Genomic DNA, 15899 nt, shown 5'->3' with positions numbered 1-15899 from the left:
CCTGCTCATGTGGACCAAGAAACGAGTACTGACCACCATCGTTGCGATGCTCAGCGCGTTACTGCTTGCAGTTGGCGCCGTGGCGTTCGTCTACGGTCCGACGCTCACCGCGATGCTGACGGGCACCGCTCGTTTCGCGGGGACACAGACGCCGAAGCGGTATAGCGCGACGGTGCTCGCGCTCGCCGAGCAGGGCATCTACGCCGACTCGACAGAGTTCGAGGAGGCGAAGGCCCGCGCAAAGGAGGCCGCAAAGCAGGCTGATACGCTTCACGACGTTTACCCCGCCCTCGAGGACGCAGTCAAAGCTGCTGGCGGGAAGCACTCCCGTCTGATTGAACCTGGTAACCCTAACCTCGGCTGGACTATGGAAGAGAAGTCGGAAGCCGCAGTCAGCGTCGAGGGCCGCGTTGCGGTGGCAACCGTGCCTGGCGTCGATCAGCACGATGATGTGCAGGGCTACGCAGACACGCTCGCAACAGGTCTGGCTTCCGCACGTGATGCCGGGGCATGCGGGGCGGTCGTTGACCTGCGTGGCAACGACGGAGGCGACATGGGTCCAATGGTCTCAGGCCTCTCCTCACTGTTGCCGGACGGCACGGCACTCGAGTTCGTATCGCGGACGAACACCACGCAGGTCACGGTTGAGGGGAACTCGGTGACCGGCGGCGGCACCCCGATCACGACTTCTGGCGGGAAGTGGGATGCGCCGGTGGCGGTCTTAGTCGATGGCGACACTGCTTCGTCGGGCGAGGCCACGATGCTGTCGTTCCGGGGACTTGAGCACTCCCGCAGTTTCGGCTCGCCTACTGCGGGCTACGCGTCGGCAAACATGGTGTACGACTTCCCAGACGGCAGCCTGCTGATGCTGACTATCGCGAAGGACAAGGCGCGCACTGGTGAGGAGTTCGCCGACGATCCGGTGCAGCCCGACGTCGAAACGGAGACGCCGCTCGAAGAGGCCAAACATTGGCTCTCGACCGAGCACGGTTGCAACTAGTCCACGCAGACGAAACACCCCGCGCCTATCTTCAATCATGAGGAGGGCGCGGGGTGTTGGCGTCGAAAAGCTACTGCTTAGTTGAAGCTGTCGCCACAGGCGCAGGCCGAGCCTGCGTTCGGGTTGTCGATGGTGAAGCCCTGCTGCTCGATGGTGTCAGCGAAATCGATCGTTGCACCGGTGAGGTACGGCACGCTCATCTTGTCCACGACGAGGCGCACACCCCCGACAACGTCAGCCTTGTCGCCGTCGAGCTCGCGGTCGTCAAAGTACAGCTGGTAGCGCAGGCCAGCGCAGCCACCTGGCTGAACAGCAATGCGAAGCGAAAGGTCGTCGCGGCCTTCCTGGTCGAGCAGAGCCTTCGCCTTTGCAGCCGCTGCTTCAGTAAGGGTCACGCCCGTGGCAGAGGTAGGTGCAGTCATTCTTTCTCCTTGCTTAGCGAATATCTTCACGCAAGATGCGTGCTTCGGAGTGTGGCACTAGCGTACTCGCATCACACCGTCATCGTCTACAGCGTATGGGAGCGGGCGCTTATTCCCCACTTTCGGGGACGGCCTTGTAGCCTGTATAGCGTGAAACTTCCTTGGCAGAAATCTGATGAGGCTCCAGCCGCCGCTGCTGCCGCAGCGAATCGAGCGGAGACTCCCGAAACCGACGCGGAACCCGCGAAGAAGTACCCGAAGGGCTACACCCCTCCGAAGGGTCGGCCGACGCCGAAGCGCCTTGATCAGGAGATTAAGCGCGGCGTGGTCCGCGACCCCAACGCGACGACTCCCGCTCAGCAGTACCAGAAGAATAAAGAGCTGAAGAAGTCGATGTCGAAGGAGGAGTGGAAGGCATACAAGAAGCAGCAGCGCGAAGAGGCGAAGAAGCACAATCGCGAGGTCCAAGCCAAGATGGACGCTGGCGACGAGCGCTACCTCATGGACCGCGACCGTGGCGAAACCCGCCGCTTCGTCCGCGACTGGGTAGATTCGCGCCGCTTCATGAACAACTACGCGATGCCGCTGGCGATCCTGCTGTTCCTCATTCTCTTCATCGGCTCCTGGTACCCGGAGATCGCCGGCGCCATCGCTATTTTGCCGATGGTGTTTATCGTGCTGATTCTTGGTGAGGCATTCCTGATCGGCAAGCGTGCGAACAACGCTGTGCGCGCGAAGTTCCCTGGTACGGCTGATACCGGCTTCGGCCTTGGTATGTACGCGTTCTCTCGCGCGTCGCAGCCGCGGAAGTGGCGCTCGCCGAAGCCACAGGTGCGCATCGGCGAGACCGTGAACTAACTGGGTAAAGGACGTTTCATGGCTGTTGCATTCGACCCGATTGAGCATCCAAGCGAAACCCTGCGCCGCGAGCTTGCCCGCGAACTACTGCGCAGCCCGGAGGGGCGCGGTCTCGGTCGCGTGGGAACGATTGCGGAGTGGACTGCCTCGGTGCAAAACCGTACGCGCCCGGTTGCGTTCCGTCAGCCGCAGTGCGTGCTTGTCGCCGGTAACCACGGTGTCGCAGCACGCGGTATTTCCGCGCAACCACACGACGCCGCCTGGACCGCCGTAAAGCAGATTGCGGCAGGTGGCGGTGTCGCTCGTGTTGCAGCGGAAGCCGCGGGCGCGTCGATTATTCAGATTAATGACTACTTAACGCTGCCGACAGGCGCGATAGACCGGCAAGCCTCCATGACGCCCGAGGCGTTCGAGCAGGCAGTCGCGCACGGTGCTCGCGTCGTTGACCAGGGCGTAGACAGTGGAGTTGACCTGTTCATTCCTGGAGACATTGGCGTCGGCAATTCGACGGTCGCCGCCGCCGTCTATGGCGCGCTGTCGCGCACCGAGCCGGTCAAGGTCATCGGGCGCGGCTCGGGCATCGACGACAACATCTGGAAAGTGAAAGTTGCGGCAATTCGGGACGCCATGTTCCGGGTGCGCACCTTTAGTGACGACGTCCCCCGCGTCCTTGCCGAGCTTTCGGGGCCAGATTTCGCGTTCCTTGTCGGTATGTTCGCGCAGGCCGCGGTTCGTCGAACCCCCGTACTTTTCGACGGCCTCTACGCCACCGTCGCCGCCTACGCCGCCGAGCGCCTCGCACCCGGCACTAAGCAGTGGATCATGGCGGGCCAGCTCAGTCCGGAACCCGCCCAGATGCTGGCGCTCCAGGCCCTCGATATCATTCCGGTGCTGGCACTGGACTTGTCGCTCAACCAGGGAGTGGGCGCGCTCGCAGCGCTGCCGCAAATCAACCTGGCTTCTGAGCTCGTTACTACAGTGCTCGGGCCGGAGGCCCCAGAGAGCGCCCCGGCCTGAGATCCCTCTAGTTCTCGGCTGGGACGAGCGTGTGGTTCCAGCCGTGGACGTCTTCGACCGAGCCGTCCTGGATACCGCGCAGGCGCTCGCGCAGCTGCATGGTGATGGTGCCGGCCTCATTGTTGTTTACGGTGAACTCACCGTGGCGGCTCAGCACGCGCCCGACCGGAGTGATCACCGCTGCGGTACCGCATGCAAGCGTCTCACTGATGGTGCCGTTTTCAGCGCCCTTGTGCCACTGCTCCACCGTGATCTTGCGCTCCTCGGTGCTGTAGCCGAGGTCTTCCGCAACCTGCAGCAGCGATTTGCGGGTGATGCCCGCCAGGAGGGAACCGGACAGTGCTGGGGTGATCAACTTCGCGTCCTTCCCGCTGCCCTCGACGAACATGAGGTTCATGCCGCCCATCTCTTCGATGTACTTGCGCTCAATGGCGTCGAGCCAGACAACCTGGTCGCAGCCCTTTTCTTCTGCCTCGGCCTGCGCGAGCAGGGAACCCGCGTAGTTGCCGGCGAACTTGGCGTCACCGGTGCCGCCGGGCGCCGCGCGGACGTATTCTTCGGAGATCCACACGCTGACGGGCTTGACGCCGCCGGAGAAGTAGGCGCCAGCTGGGGATGCAATGAGGTAATAGGTGTAGGTGCTCGAGGGCTTCACCCCGAGCGTCTTCTCGGTTCCGATCATAAATGGACGCAGGTACAGCGCCGCTTCTCCACCAGCTTCGGGGACCCAGTCCTTATCAATCGTCACCAGCTGCTGCAGCGACTCGATGAACAGATCCTCCGGCAACTCAGGCATTGCCAGGCGATGCGCGGAATGGGCAAAACGCGTCGCATTCTGCTCGGGGCGGAACGTCGTGATCGAGCCGTCGTGGTGACGGTATGCCTTCAGGCCTTCGAAGATCGCCTGCCCGTAGTGGAAGACGTTGGTCGCCGGGTCCAGCGAGATCGGCCCGTACGGGCGGACCTGCGCGTTATGCCAGCCGTTGGCCTCGTCCCAGTCGATGGAGACCATGTGGTCAGTAAACTCTTGCCCGAAGGCTGGGTTTGCGAGCACTGCATTGCGCTCTTCGTCAGTTGCCTTGTTCGGATTCGGGATAATTTCAAATGGTGTGCCTTGAGTCATGCAGACCACCCTACTCCCCGATTCCACTCTTTGGAACCAGAATTCCATATTTTCTTGCATGCGCAAATTGCTTGCCCCGCGCCACGCGTCCCTTATTCCAGGTACCCTTGGCGATGTTCAATAATCTTAAGAAAGGCGCATGTACTCATGACTTTTTCGGTTCCTGAATCGCTGCTCCCGGTCCGGGGCGACTCCGTCTCCCTCAACTTTTCGACGTCCGCTCCGAGCGACACCGCTGCCCTCTTGCTACCCGTGACCTCGGATGACTCGAAGGTTGAGGTCCCAGTGACCTCCCTGGCACCGAAGGGTGCTCTCGAGGCACTGGAGACAGTCGGCGCGAAGGGCACCGCCGGCGAGATCACCCGCGTGGTCGTTGACGGGAAGCTGGTCATCGCCTTTGGCCTCGGCAACGCCGATGAGATTGATGATGAGACTGTCCGTCGCGCTGTCGGTTCTCTGGCTCGCACACTGTACGGCACGGAGTCTGCGGTAATCTCGACTGAGTTCGGCGTCGCCCCCGTCGTGGAGGGCCTGCTGCTCGGCGCGTACAAGTACAAAGGCTTCAAGGCCCCGTGCCAGTGCGGCTGCGACGGCGAGCACGGGCTTACCGACGTCACCGTTGTAGGCAAGGACGACGAAAAGGAAGCATTCGACCAGGCAGTGATTCTCGCCGAGTCGGTCATGCTGGCGCGCGATCTTGTGAACACGCCGTCGAACCACCTCTACCCTGCCGTGTATGCGGAGCTCATCGAGAACGTCGGCAAGCAGGTTGGACTCGAGGTCGAGGTGTTCGACGAGAAGCAGCTTGAGGAGCAGGGCTTCGGCGGCATCCTCGCGGTCGGCAAAGGCTCCGCCCGCGCGCCGCGCCTGGTGCACCTGAAGTGGACGCCTTCCGCGTCGAAGTCCTCTGTCGCGTTGGTTGGCAAGGGCATCACCTTCGATACCGGCGGCATCTCCCTCAAGCCGGGTGCAAAGATGGAGGACATGATTTCCGACATGGGCGGCTCTGCTGCTCAGTTCGGCGCAATTGTTGCAGCTGCCCGCCTCAACCTGGATGTTGCGGTCGACGCCTGGCTGCCACTCGCGGAGAACATGCCATCCGGCACTGCCACCCGCCCAGGCGACGTGATTCGCCACTACGGCGGCATCACCAGCGAGGTACTCAACACCGATGCTGAAGGCCGCCTCGTGCTGGCAGACGCGATGGCACGCGCGGCTGAAGATAACCCTGACTTCATGATTGAGACGTCCACGCTGACCGGCGCTCAGCTCGTCGCCCTCGGCAACCGCACTGCCGGCGTCATGGGCTCTGATGAGTTCCGCGACCGCGTCGCTGCGCTGGGCCGCGAGGTTGGCGAGCAGGCCTGGGCGATGCCACTGCTGGAGGAACAGGAAGAAGAGCTGAAGTCCCCCGTCGCCGATATCCGCAACGTCCACAATGCCCGTACCGGCGGCATGCTGTTCGCTGGCCTGTACCTGTCTCGCTTCGTCGGCGAGGACACCGAGTGGGTGCACATCGACGTCGCCGGCCCGGCGTGGAACGGTGGCTCGCCACGCGGCTACACGCCGAAGCGCGCGACCGGCGCCCCGCTGCGCACGATCGTTGCAACGCTTCGCAGCATTGCTGAAGCCAACTAGTCCCCGGATTTAGGAAAAGGGATGTTCGCCGCGCTCAAACTTGGCGCGGCGTTCTTTCTGTTCCGCTCGCTTCCGCAGGATGCGTTCTTGCTCCATCTTGCGACGCATCCGGTCCGGGTACCCGGTCTCTTCGACGTCATAAAGAGATATATTCAGCAGCGTAGCGACGGCGTCGATACCTTTGGGACCTCCGATGCGCCGGCGGGTGTAGTTGCCCTCTTCATCGACAAGCACGACGGACATCTCGTTGACCATCGTTTCCGGCTCAACAAACCCCTCAACGAAGGCACGCTGCGCAACCCATTCCTGGAGGTAGGCAGCGTCTTCCGGCCGGATGGTTTCGCCGGGCGCGCGTGGGGGTTTGAAGGTGGTCTGCTTCTTCCGCTTGCCGAACAGGTTAAACACTTCTCTCATCATACGGATATTTCTCGACGCCCCAATTCTGCGTTTGGTGGCCTTCAACAAATTAGTTGCCCCCGAAAGGCACGAAAGTCTTCGGTGACAGGTACGCTATTGACCTGTATAGCTTCTACGAAAATGTATCTGCGAGGAGACTAAATTATGGCGCACTCTGTCGAGATGCCTGAGCTGGGCGAATCCGTCACGGAAGGCACTATCACCACCTGGCTGAAGGAAGTCGGCGACAAGGTAGAGGTCGACGAACCATTGCTGGAGGTTTCCACCGATAAGGTCGACACGGAGATTCCTTCCCCTGTCGCCGGTGTAATCCTCGAGATTAAGGCCGAGGAAGACGACACCGTTGATGTCGGTGACGTGATTGTGATTATCGGCGAAGAAGGCGAAGCCCCGGCATCGGACTCGGCAAAGGACGAGGAGCCTCAGGAAGAAGAGGAGCCAAAGAAAGCTCCGGAGGAAGAGAAGGCTGACAAGCCTTCCTCCGGCGACGCCACCGACGTCTCCATGCCTGAGCTTGGCGAATCCGTCACCGAAGGCACCATCACCACCTGGCTGAAGGAAGTCGGCGACACCGTCGAGGTCGACGAGCCACTGCTCGAGGTCTCCACCGACAAGGTCGATACCGAGATTCCTTCCCCTGTCGCAGGCACCCTCGTAGAGATCCTCGCTGAGGAAGACGACACCGTCGAGGTCGGCGAAGTCATCGCCCGCATCGGCGACGCTGACGCCAAGCCAGCTGAAAAGGAAGCTCCAAAGGCCGAAGAGCCAAAGGAAGAAAAGAAGGAAGCTCCGGAGGAAGAGAAGGCTGACAAGCCAGCCTCCGGCGACGCTACCGACGTCTCCATGCCTGAGCTCGGCGAATCCGTCACCGAAGGCACCATCACCACCTGGCTGAAGGAAGTCGGCGACACCGTCGAGGTCGACGAGCCACTGCTCGAGGTCTCCACCGACAAGGTCGATACCGAGATTCCTTCCCCTGTCGCAGGCACCCTCGTAGAGATCCTCGCTGAGGAAGACGACACCGTCGAGGTCGGCGAAGTCATCGCCCGCATCGGCGACGCTGACGCCAAGCCAGCTGAAAAGGAAGCTCCAAAGGCCGAAGAGACAAAGGAAGAACCCAAGGAAGAAAAGAAGGAAGCCCCGAAGGCTGAAGAGCCTAAGGAGGAGAAGCCGAAGGACGAGAAGCCTGCATCGCAGGCTTCGACCAAGGTGAACAAGTCCGACGGTTCCCTCCCGTACGTCACCCCGCTCGTGCGCAAGCTGGCAGAAAAGCACGGCGTTGATCTTTCCACGGTCGAGGGCACTGGCGTTGGTGGCCGAATCCGCAAGCAGGACGTGATCGCTGCGGCGAAGGGTGGATCCGACGACAAGACCGAGGCATCGGCTCCGAAGTCCGAGGAAAAGAAGGGCGCACGCTCCAACTGGTCCACCAAGTCCGTGGATCCGGAGAAGCAGTCGCTGATCGGCACCACCCAGAAGGTCAATCGCATCCGCGAGATCACCGCTGCGAAGATGGTCGAGTCGCTGCAGACCACGGCTCAGCTCACGCACGTTCAGGAAGTCGATGTCACCCGCATCGCAGAGCTGCGCAAGCGCGTGAAGCCGGAGTTCATCAAGAAGCACGACGCCAACATCACCTACCTCGCGTTCTTCATCAAGGCGACGGCCGAGGCCCTGATCTCCCACCCGAACGTCAACGCGTCCTACAATGCGGAGAAGAAGGAGATCACCTACCACGAGGACGTCAATATTGGTGTCGCAGTGGATACGCCACAGGGCCTGCTCGTGCCGGTGATCAAGCGTGCACAGGACCTGAACCTGGCGCAGATCGCGCAAGCTATCAACGACCTGGCGACCCGCGCACGCAACAAGAAGCTGCGCCCGGACGACCTGTCTGGTGCAACGTTCACGGTGACCAACATAGGTTCCGAAGGTGCACTGCTGGATACGCCGGTGCTCACCCCGCCACAGGCAGGCATCCTGGGTACCGCGGCGATTGAGAAGCGCCCGGTCATCGTTACAGAGGAAGGTAGCGACTCCATCGCGATCCGCCAGATGTGCTACCTGCCATTCACCTACGATCACCAGCTGATCGACGGCGCAGATGCAGGCCGCTTCGTCACCACGATCAAGGACCGCATCGAAACCGGCGGCTTTGAAGACGACCTAGACCTCTAAAACAGGTCAAGATGAGGAATCTTAGCGGTGGCCCCAATGCCAATACGGTGTTGGGGCCACCGCTGTTTTCACCTCTGCATATTTTCAGCTGACTGGCCGACCCAGGCCAGTTTTGCCCCGTAGACTATTCACGACATCAGGTTCAGAACTACCAAAGGAGTAGATCTTGGATTACATCACCCGCCATATCGGTCCGGACACGCAGGAAACGGAGGCGATGCTCGCGAAAGTCGGCTACGACTCACTCGAGGCGCTGACCACTGCCGCGATCCCCGCCGATCTGCTACTTCAAGGGCCACTCAACCTTCCCGCCCCGCTCACGGAATACCAGGCGCAGGATCGGTTGCGGGAGTTGGCGTCGAAAAATGAGGTGCTCAAGGCGTTCTACGGCCAGGGGTACTCGTCGACGTTGACGCCGCCGGTAATTCGGCGCGGTGTGGTCGAGGATGCTGGGTGGTACACGGCGTATACGCCGTACCAGCCTGAGATTTCACAGGGTCGCCTTGAGGCACTGCTGAACTTCCAAACTATGGTGCAGGACCTGACCGGCCTGGACATTGCGAACGCTTCCCTGCTGGATGAGGCTTCGGCGGCTGCGGAGGCTGTCGGCTTGATGGCTCGCGCAGTGCGCAAGGGTCGGACGGTGCTGCTGGATGCGCGCCTGCACCCGCAGGTGTTGCGGGTCGCATCGGAGCGTGCTCGCACGCTTGACCTCGAGGTGGAGGTCGTTGACCTGCGTGAGGGGGTCGTGGGAGAGGGCCTCGTGGGTGCCATCGTGGCCTACCCCGGCACCGAGGGCGACGTGGTTGATCCTCGCGCGGTGGTCGAGGCGGTGCACGAGCGCGGGGGCTTGGTCGCGGTGGATGCGGATATTCTTGCGCTGACGCTGCTGGAGTCCCCTGGTGAGCTTGGCGCGGATATCGCGATCGGGTCCACGCAGCGCTTCGGCGTTCCGCTGTTCTACGGTGGCCCGCACGCCGCGTACATGGCGGTCAAGGAGAAGATGAAGCGCCAGCTGCCGGGCCGCCTGGTGGGTGTGTCGAAGGACGCGGAGGGCACTCCTGCCTACCGCCTGGCGCTGCAGACCCGTGAGCAGCATATTCGTCGCGAGCGCGCGACCTCCAACATCTGTACCGCGCAGGCGTTGCTCGCGGTGACAGCGTCGATGTACGCCGTGTACCACGGCCCACGCGGTCTTGAGGCAATCGCTGCTCAGGTGCATGACTGGGCGGCGCGCTTCGCCAAGTCCCTGCGTGACGCGGGTATCGAGGTCAAGCACGACGCATTCTTCGACACGGTGGCCGTCGTCGTGGACAGCTCCGAGGCAGTGTGCGAGCGCTTGGCGGATGCCGGTTACCTGGTGCGCCCGATTGACGCGACCACGGTGGGTGTCTCCTTCGGTGAGGACACTTCGGAGGACGACCTCGCGGCGCTGCTCGCTGGCTTCGGTGTCGACACGGTTGCTCACGAGGCGCCGTCCACGCTGCCCGAGGCGCTGCGCCGCACAACAGAGTTCATGACGCACCCGAACTTCAACTCGGTGCATTCTGAGACGCAGATGATGCGCTACATCCGCAAGCTCGGCGACAAGGACCTCGCGCTGGATCGCACGATGATCCCGCTGGGTTCCTGCACGATGAAGCTGAACCCGACCGCGGGGCTGGAGACCATCACGTGGCCAGCATTCGCGAACGTGCACCCGTACACACCGGATCGCTTCACGGCTGGTTGGAGGGAGCTTATCGACGAGCTCCGCGCCTGGCTTGTCGAAATCACCGGATACGCCGAGGTATCTATGCAGCCAAACTCGGGAGCGACGGGCGAGCTGGCTGGCCTGTTGGCGATTCGCCGCTACCACGTTTCCCGTGGTGACCATGGCCGTGACATCTGCTTGATCCCGGCGTCGGCGCACGGTACGAACGCTGCGTCGGCGACGCTGGCGAACCTTCGGGTGGTCGTCGTGAAGACTGCGGAGGATGGCTCGATCGACCTGGCTGACTTGGATGCGAAGCTTGAGCAGCACGGCGAGCACGTCGCGGCGATTATGGTCACGTACCCGTCCACGCACGGCGTGTACGAGGACACGGTGCAGGCGGTCGCAGAGAAGGTCCACGCGGTGGGCGGCCAGGTCTACATCGATGGCGCGAACATGAACGCGTTGACTGGGCTTGCGCGGCCGGGCGACTTCGGTGGCGACGTATCGCACCTGAACCTGCATAAGACGTTTACGATTCCGCACGGTGGCGGCGGGCCGGGAGTCGGCCCGATTGGTGTGGCAGAGCACCTGATTCCGTTCCTGCCGACGGACCCGAACGTAGATCCAACGCACGCGGCCAACCCTGCCCCGGTTGGTGAGGGTGTGCCGGTAGCCGCGGCGAAGTTCGGCTCGGCGGGCGTGCTGCAGATCGCGTGGTCCTACATCGCGATGAGTGGTGCGGAGGGGTTGGCATCCGCAACTGCGCATGCGGTGCTGGCGGCGAACTACGTGGCGAACGAGCTGCATGATTCCTTCCCGATCCTCTACACCGGCGAGCACGGGCTGGTGGGCCACGAGTGCATCCTTGACCTGCGCGAGCTGACGGACCGCTCGGGCGTGACCGCGGCGGATGTGGCGAAGCGCCTGGTGGACTACGGCTTCCACGCCCCTACCCTGGCGTTCCCGGTGGCGGGCACGCTGATGGTGGAGCCGACCGAGTCCGAGGATTTGGACGAGCTGGATCGCTTCATCGAGGCGATGCGTTCCATCCGCGCGGAGATCCAGGAGATCATCGACGGCAAGGTGTCCTACGAGGCCTCCGTCCTGCACCATGCGCCGTTTACCGCGCACAGCGTCGCTGGCACCGCGTGGGACTACGAGTTCTCCCGCGAGCAGGCCGCCTACCCGGTAGAGCGCTTGGTGCGCGAGAAGTACTTCCCGCCTGTGCGCCGCATTGATGAGGCGTACGGCGACCGCAACCTGGTGTGCTCCTGCCCGCCGCCGGAGGCGTTTGATATTTCTGAAAGTTCAGCGAGTGCGGAAAAGTAAGGAGTGATTGTGATGGCTGAGACCCCTTTGTTTGCAGCGCATGAGGAGCTTGGTGCTTCCTTTACGGACTTCGGTGGCTGGAACATGCCGCTGAAGTACGACAACGAGCTTGCGGAGCACCGTGCGGTGCGCGAGCGCGTCGGCATCTTTGATCTCTCCCACATGGGCGAGATTGATGTACGCGGCCCCCAGGCTGCGGAGTTTTTGGACTACACGTTGATTTCCACGCTGTCTACGTTGCGTGTTGGCAAGGCGAAGTACTCGATGATCGTGGCCGAAGATGGCGGCATCATCGACGATTTGATCTCCTACCGCCTCGCAGACGATCACTTCCTGGTCGTGCCGAACGCTGGCAACACGCCCGCGGTGTGGGAGGCATTCCAAAAGCGCGCAGCAAACTTCGATGTAGAGCTGACGAACCGTAGCGCGGACGTCGCGCTTGTTGCGGTGCAGGGCCCTGATTCCTTATCGACGATCGCTTCGCACCTCGACGGCGACGCCGGTGCCTTGGCGTACTACTCGGCGGCACCGATGCGCTTCGGTGACTGCGACGTCTTGGTCGCCCGAACCGGCTACACCGGCGAGGACGGCTTCGAGATCTACTGCGACCGCGAAGACGCCCGCGCGATCTGGGACGCTCTCGCACCGAACGCGACGCCGTGTGGCCTGGCTGCGCGCGACTCCCTGCGGCTCGAGGCGTCGATGCCGCTGTACGGCCACGAGCTTTCCCGCGAGATCACCCCGGTCGAGGCCGGGATGGGCCGCGCGTTTGCGAAGAAAGAGGCGGACTTCGTGGGCAAGGACGCGCTTGTCAGCCGCGAGCCCTCGGTGGTTATTGCCGGCCTGTCGTCGGAGCAGCGTCGCGCCGCTCGCGAGGGTGCCGAGATCTACCTGGGCGATACGCGCATCGGCGTCGTCACCTCCGGGCAGCCTTCGCCCACGCTGCAGCGTCCGGTGGCGCTCGCACACATCGACCCAGCGCACGCCGAGGTTGGCACGGATGTTGAGATTGATATCCGCGGCCGCCGCTATCCGTTTACTATTGTGGACACACCGTTCTATTCCCGAAAGGACCAGTAATCATGTCTTTGAACCCTGATTTTTACTACTCGGAGGACCACGAGTGGATCAACGCTCGCCCTGAGGACGCTGCTGGCACCAAGGTGCGCGTAGGCATCACGAACGTTGCGGCGGATCGCCTCGGCGAGGTCGTGTTCGCTGAGCTACCGCAGGTCGGCGACCAGGTCACGTCTGGTGAGACGTGCGGTGAGGTGGAATCGACGAAGTCGGTGTCTGACCTGTACGCCCCGGTGACTGGCACGGTGACCGCGGTCAACGAGGACATTGATGGCGCCTACGAGGCCATCAACGAGGACCCGTTCGGTGCTGGCTGGCTCTTCGAGGTTGAGGTCGAGGAGGTTGGTCCACTGATGACGGCGGACGAGTACGCTGCCGCTAACGGTGTCGAAAACTAGCGACTATCGTTGGCAGGCATGACAGCTCCACGCGATCCGTTCTTCCCTGCCGACAAATCCATTCGGGCCTCAGCCGCGCCTATTGATGTGCGCGAGCTGGGGCTCGTTGATTATGAGGAGGCCTGGCACCTCCAGGCGGACTTGGCCAAGCAGCGAGCGGCAGACGAGATCCCGGACACGGTGCTGGTGCTGCAGCACCCCTCGGTGTTTACCGCGGGCAAGCGAACCCAGCCGGAGGACTTGCCGGATCCGTCGTACCCGGTCCCCGTCGTCGACGTTGACCGTGGCGGCCGTATCACGTGGCACGGCGAGGGCCAGCTTGTCCTCTACCCCATCATCAAGCTTGCCCAACCGGTAGACGTCGTGGACTACGTGCGCCGCCTGGAGGAGGCCATCATCGAGACGGTGCGCAAGGCGGGGGTACATGCCGCCGGGCGTATCGACGGCCGCTCCGGAGTCTGGGTGCCAAAAACCGTCGACGCGGCGGATAGCTCGGCGTCGCACCGCGATAGGAAGATCGCGGCGTTGGGTATCCGTATCACCCGCGGAGTGACCATGCATGGGCTCGCGCTGAACTGCGACAACACCTTGGAGCACTACGGCCACATCGTTGCGTGCGGCATCGACGACGCCGACGTGACCACGATGAGCCTGGAGCTCGGCCGCGACGTCACACCTGAGGAGATGACCGCTCCGCTGCTCGACGCCCTCAAGCGCGCCCTTGCAGGCGAGCTCGTGGTGGCCGACCACAGCTTTGGTTCGGCACCGGATCCGACGAAGGGGCTCAAACGTCGAGATGTAAGGCGAGCCTCCCATTAAACCTCGACTTTGGAGGGGCTGTCCGTTACGGTGGACGGCGTGACTATTGCACCAGAAGGACGCAAACTACTTCGCGTAGAAAAACGCAACGCCCAGACCCCTATCGAGTCGAAACCGCGTTGGATCCGCAACGCGGTCAAGACCGGCCCTGAGTACGAGGACATGAAAAAGAAGGTGAAGGGCGCGTCCCTTCACACCGTGTGCCAGGAGGCCGGCTGCCCCAACATTCACGAGTGCTGGGAGTCGCGCGAGGCGACATTCCTGATCGGTGGCGCGAACTGCTCTCGTCGCTGTGACTTCTGCCAGATCAACTCGGCGAAGCCCGAGCCGCTCGACGTCAACGAGCCGCAGCGTGTGGCGGAGTCAGTTCGCGAGATGAACCTGAACTACTCCACCATCACCGGTGTGACCCGCGACGACCTCGAGGATGAGGGCGCGTGGCTGTATGCGGAGGTTGTGCGCAAGATTCACGAGCTCAACCCGCATACTGGCGTCGAAAATCTCACCCCGGACTTTTCCGGCAAGCCGGATCTGCTCCAGGAGGTCTTTGAAGCTCGTCCGGAGGTCTTCGCGCACAACGTGGAGACGGTCCCGCGCATCTTTAAGCGCATCCGCCCGGCGTTCCGCTACGACCGCTCTCTGGACGTCATCCGCCAGGCGCGCGACTTCGGTTTGATCACCAAGTCCAACCTGATCCTGGGCATGGGTGAGACCCAGGAAGAGGTCATGCAGGCGCTGCAAGACCTTGTTGACGCCGGCACTGACATCATCACGATCACCCAGTACCTGCGCCCCGGCCCGATGTACCACCCGATCGACCGTTGGGTAAAGCCCGAAGAGTTCATCGAGTACCGCGACGCGGCCTACGAGATGGGCTTCGGCGCCGTCATGTCGGGTCCACTGGTGCGCTCCTCATACCGCGCGGGCAAGCTCTACGTCGAGGCGATGGAGCACCGCGGCCTGGAGTTGCCGGAAAACCTGCGCCACCTGGCGGAAACCTCGAAGGGCGATACTGCCCAGGAAGCCTCGACGCTCCTGGAGAAGTACGGTGCTTCGAAGGATCACCCGGTAGCAACACGTTCCTAACCCGCTTTGGCCACTTTGGTCCGGCCATGTTCGTGACATAGAGTTGACGGCATGGCTCAGTCGAAGGATAAGGCAGCCCTGAAGGCTGCGAAGAAGCAGGAGCGCGCCGCGAAGCGCGCAAAGGGAAAGCAGACACGTAGCCAGATTTGGCAGGCGTTTCAGATTCAGCGCAAGCGGGATAAGAAGCTCATCCCGATTATGCTGGCCTGCCTGCTTGGCATGGGTCTGCTTTTCTTCTTGATCGGCCTCATTTGGGGCGGCCAGTGGTACATGCTGGCGCTCGGCTTGGCGTTCGGTACCGTGCTGGCGATGTGGATGTTCACCCGCCGCTTGGAGCGCTCGATGTACGACGAGGTCGGTGACACCCCGGGCGTTGCCGGTTGGACGTTGGAGAACCTGCGCAACACCATCGGCATGGTGTGGATCACCAAGACCGGTGTGCAGGCCAACACCCATATGGATACCGTGCACCGCGTGATTGGCCTGCCAGGCGTCATCCTGGTCGGTGAGGGCAACGAGAACCGCCTACGCACCCTGATGAAGAAGGAGTCCCGCCGCGTGGACCGCCTACTGGCAGGCGTGCCGATCCACGAGGTGTACGTGGGCGAAGGCGAAGGCCAGGTTGCAGTACGTGACCTGCAGAAGCACTTGATGAAGCTGCCACGCCACTACCGCAAGGATGACGTCTACTCCATGAGCGCGAAGCTCGAGGCCATGGACGCTCGTACGCAGCCTGGCCAGATGCCTGGTCTGCCTGGCGGCCCGCTGCCGAAGCAGGCCCAGAACATGGCGGGTATGAACCGCCGTATGCGCCGAATGCAGCAGCGTCAAGGCAAGTAAG

At 62.5% G+C, this 15899-nt stretch carries 14 protein-coding genes; 11 read left to right on the top strand and 3 right to left on the bottom strand.

The window, feature by feature from the left end; all coding sequences use genetic code 11:
* The first annotated feature begins 7 nt into the window (after nucleotides 1-7).
* Nucleotides 8-1000 carry a S41 family peptidase gene (locus BJP05_RS03410; RefSeq protein ID WP_205634845.1) on the top strand — a complete coding sequence of 331 codons (993 nt, stop codon included), beginning with the start codon at nucleotides 8-10 and terminating at the stop codon, nucleotides 998-1000.
* A 77-nt stretch (nucleotides 1001-1077) separates the two neighbouring features.
* Here BJP05_RS03410 and BJP05_RS03405 read toward each other — a convergent pair whose 3' ends face one another.
* Nucleotides 1078-1422 (bottom strand): iron-sulfur cluster assembly accessory protein, encoded by a 345-nt coding sequence (locus BJP05_RS03405; RefSeq protein ID WP_070362187.1) that lies wholly within the window; start codon nucleotides 1420-1422, stop codon nucleotides 1078-1080.
* A gap of 150 nt (nucleotides 1423-1572) precedes the next feature.
* Here BJP05_RS03405 and BJP05_RS03400 point away from each other — a divergent pair, with 150 nt between their 5' ends.
* Both BJP05_RS03400 and BJP05_RS03395 read left to right on the top strand, forming a co-directional pair.
* On the top strand, nucleotides 1573-2280 hold the full coding sequence (locus BJP05_RS03400; protein ID WP_070362186.1) for a DUF3043 domain-containing protein: 708 nt from the start codon (nucleotides 1573-1575) through the stop codon (nucleotides 2278-2280).
* Nucleotides 2281-2298: 18 nt separating this feature from the next.
* Nucleotides 2299-3297: a nicotinate-nucleotide--dimethylbenzimidazole phosphoribosyltransferase gene (locus BJP05_RS03395; RefSeq protein WP_070362185.1), complete on the top strand. Its 999-nt coding sequence runs from the start codon at nucleotides 2299-2301 to the stop codon at nucleotides 3295-3297.
* Nucleotides 3298-3304: 7 nt separating this feature from the next.
* Here the strand turns inward: BJP05_RS03395 and BJP05_RS03390 are convergent, their stop codons facing one another.
* Entirely contained in the window at nucleotides 3305-4420 is a 1116-nt protein-coding gene (locus tag BJP05_RS03390; RefSeq protein ID WP_070362184.1) for a branched-chain amino acid aminotransferase, read from the bottom strand.
* A gap of 147 nt (nucleotides 4421-4567) precedes the next feature.
* Between BJP05_RS03390 and BJP05_RS03385 the strand changes: the two genes are divergently transcribed.
* Nucleotides 4568-6058, top strand: coding sequence for a leucyl aminopeptidase (locus tag BJP05_RS03385; RefSeq protein ID WP_070362183.1), 1491 nt, complete (start codon nucleotides 4568-4570; stop codon nucleotides 6056-6058).
* Between the two features lie 9 nt (nucleotides 6059-6067).
* Here the strand turns inward: BJP05_RS03385 and BJP05_RS03380 are convergent, their stop codons facing one another.
* The gene (locus BJP05_RS03380; protein WP_070363466.1) at nucleotides 6068-6463 is read right to left on the bottom strand and encodes an oxidoreductase; all 396 of its coding nucleotides are present in this window, start codon (nucleotides 6461-6463) and stop codon (nucleotides 6068-6070) included.
* 156 nt (nucleotides 6464-6619) lie between these two features.
* Here BJP05_RS03380 and sucB point away from each other — a divergent pair, with 156 nt between their 5' ends.
* The 7 genes from sucB (at nucleotide 6620) to BJP05_RS03345 (ending at nucleotide 15898) form a co-directional block, all read left to right on the top strand.
* Nucleotides 6620-8653: a 2-oxoglutarate dehydrogenase, E2 component, dihydrolipoamide succinyltransferase gene (gene sucB / locus BJP05_RS03375; protein WP_070362182.1), complete on the top strand. Its 2034-nt coding sequence runs from the start codon at nucleotides 6620-6622 to the stop codon at nucleotides 8651-8653.
* Nucleotides 8654-8819: 166 nt separating this feature from the next.
* Nucleotides 8820-11678 (top strand): aminomethyl-transferring glycine dehydrogenase, encoded by a 2859-nt coding sequence (gene gcvP / locus BJP05_RS03370; RefSeq protein WP_070362181.1) that lies wholly within the window; start codon nucleotides 8820-8822, stop codon nucleotides 11676-11678.
* A 12-nt stretch (nucleotides 11679-11690) separates the two neighbouring features.
* Nucleotides 11691-12758, top strand: coding sequence for a glycine cleavage system aminomethyltransferase GcvT (gene gcvT, locus BJP05_RS03365; protein ID WP_070363465.1), 1068 nt, complete (start codon nucleotides 11691-11693; stop codon nucleotides 12756-12758).
* Nucleotides 12759-12760: 2 nt separating this feature from the next.
* Nucleotides 12761-13153 carry a glycine cleavage system protein GcvH gene (gene gcvH, locus BJP05_RS03360; protein WP_084028565.1) on the top strand — a complete coding sequence of 131 codons (393 nt, stop codon included), beginning with the start codon at nucleotides 12761-12763 and terminating at the stop codon, nucleotides 13151-13153.
* Nucleotides 13154-13171: 18 nt separating this feature from the next.
* A complete protein-coding gene (lipB, locus tag BJP05_RS03355) occupies nucleotides 13172-13972 on the top strand; it encodes a lipoyl(octanoyl) transferase LipB (protein WP_070362179.1) in 801 nt (266 codons plus the stop codon).
* Nucleotides 13973-14011: 39 nt separating this feature from the next.
* A complete protein-coding gene (lipA, locus tag BJP05_RS03350) occupies nucleotides 14012-15058 on the top strand; it encodes a lipoyl synthase (RefSeq protein WP_070363464.1) in 1047 nt (348 codons plus the stop codon).
* Nucleotides 15059-15109: 51 nt separating this feature from the next.
* Nucleotides 15110-15898: a DUF4191 domain-containing protein gene (locus BJP05_RS03345; RefSeq protein ID WP_070362178.1), complete on the top strand. Its 789-nt coding sequence runs from the start codon at nucleotides 15110-15112 to the stop codon at nucleotides 15896-15898.
* The last annotated feature ends 1 nt before the right edge of the window (nucleotide 15899 follow it).

This window comes from Corynebacterium sp. NML98-0116, assembly GCF_001767255.1.
In the GTDB taxonomy this organism is placed as follows: domain Bacteria; phylum Actinomycetota; class Actinomycetes; order Mycobacteriales; family Mycobacteriaceae; genus Corynebacterium; species Corynebacterium pseudogenitalium.
Note: the sequence above shows the minus strand (reverse complement) of the source record. Positions and strands in the feature narration are given on the sequence as shown.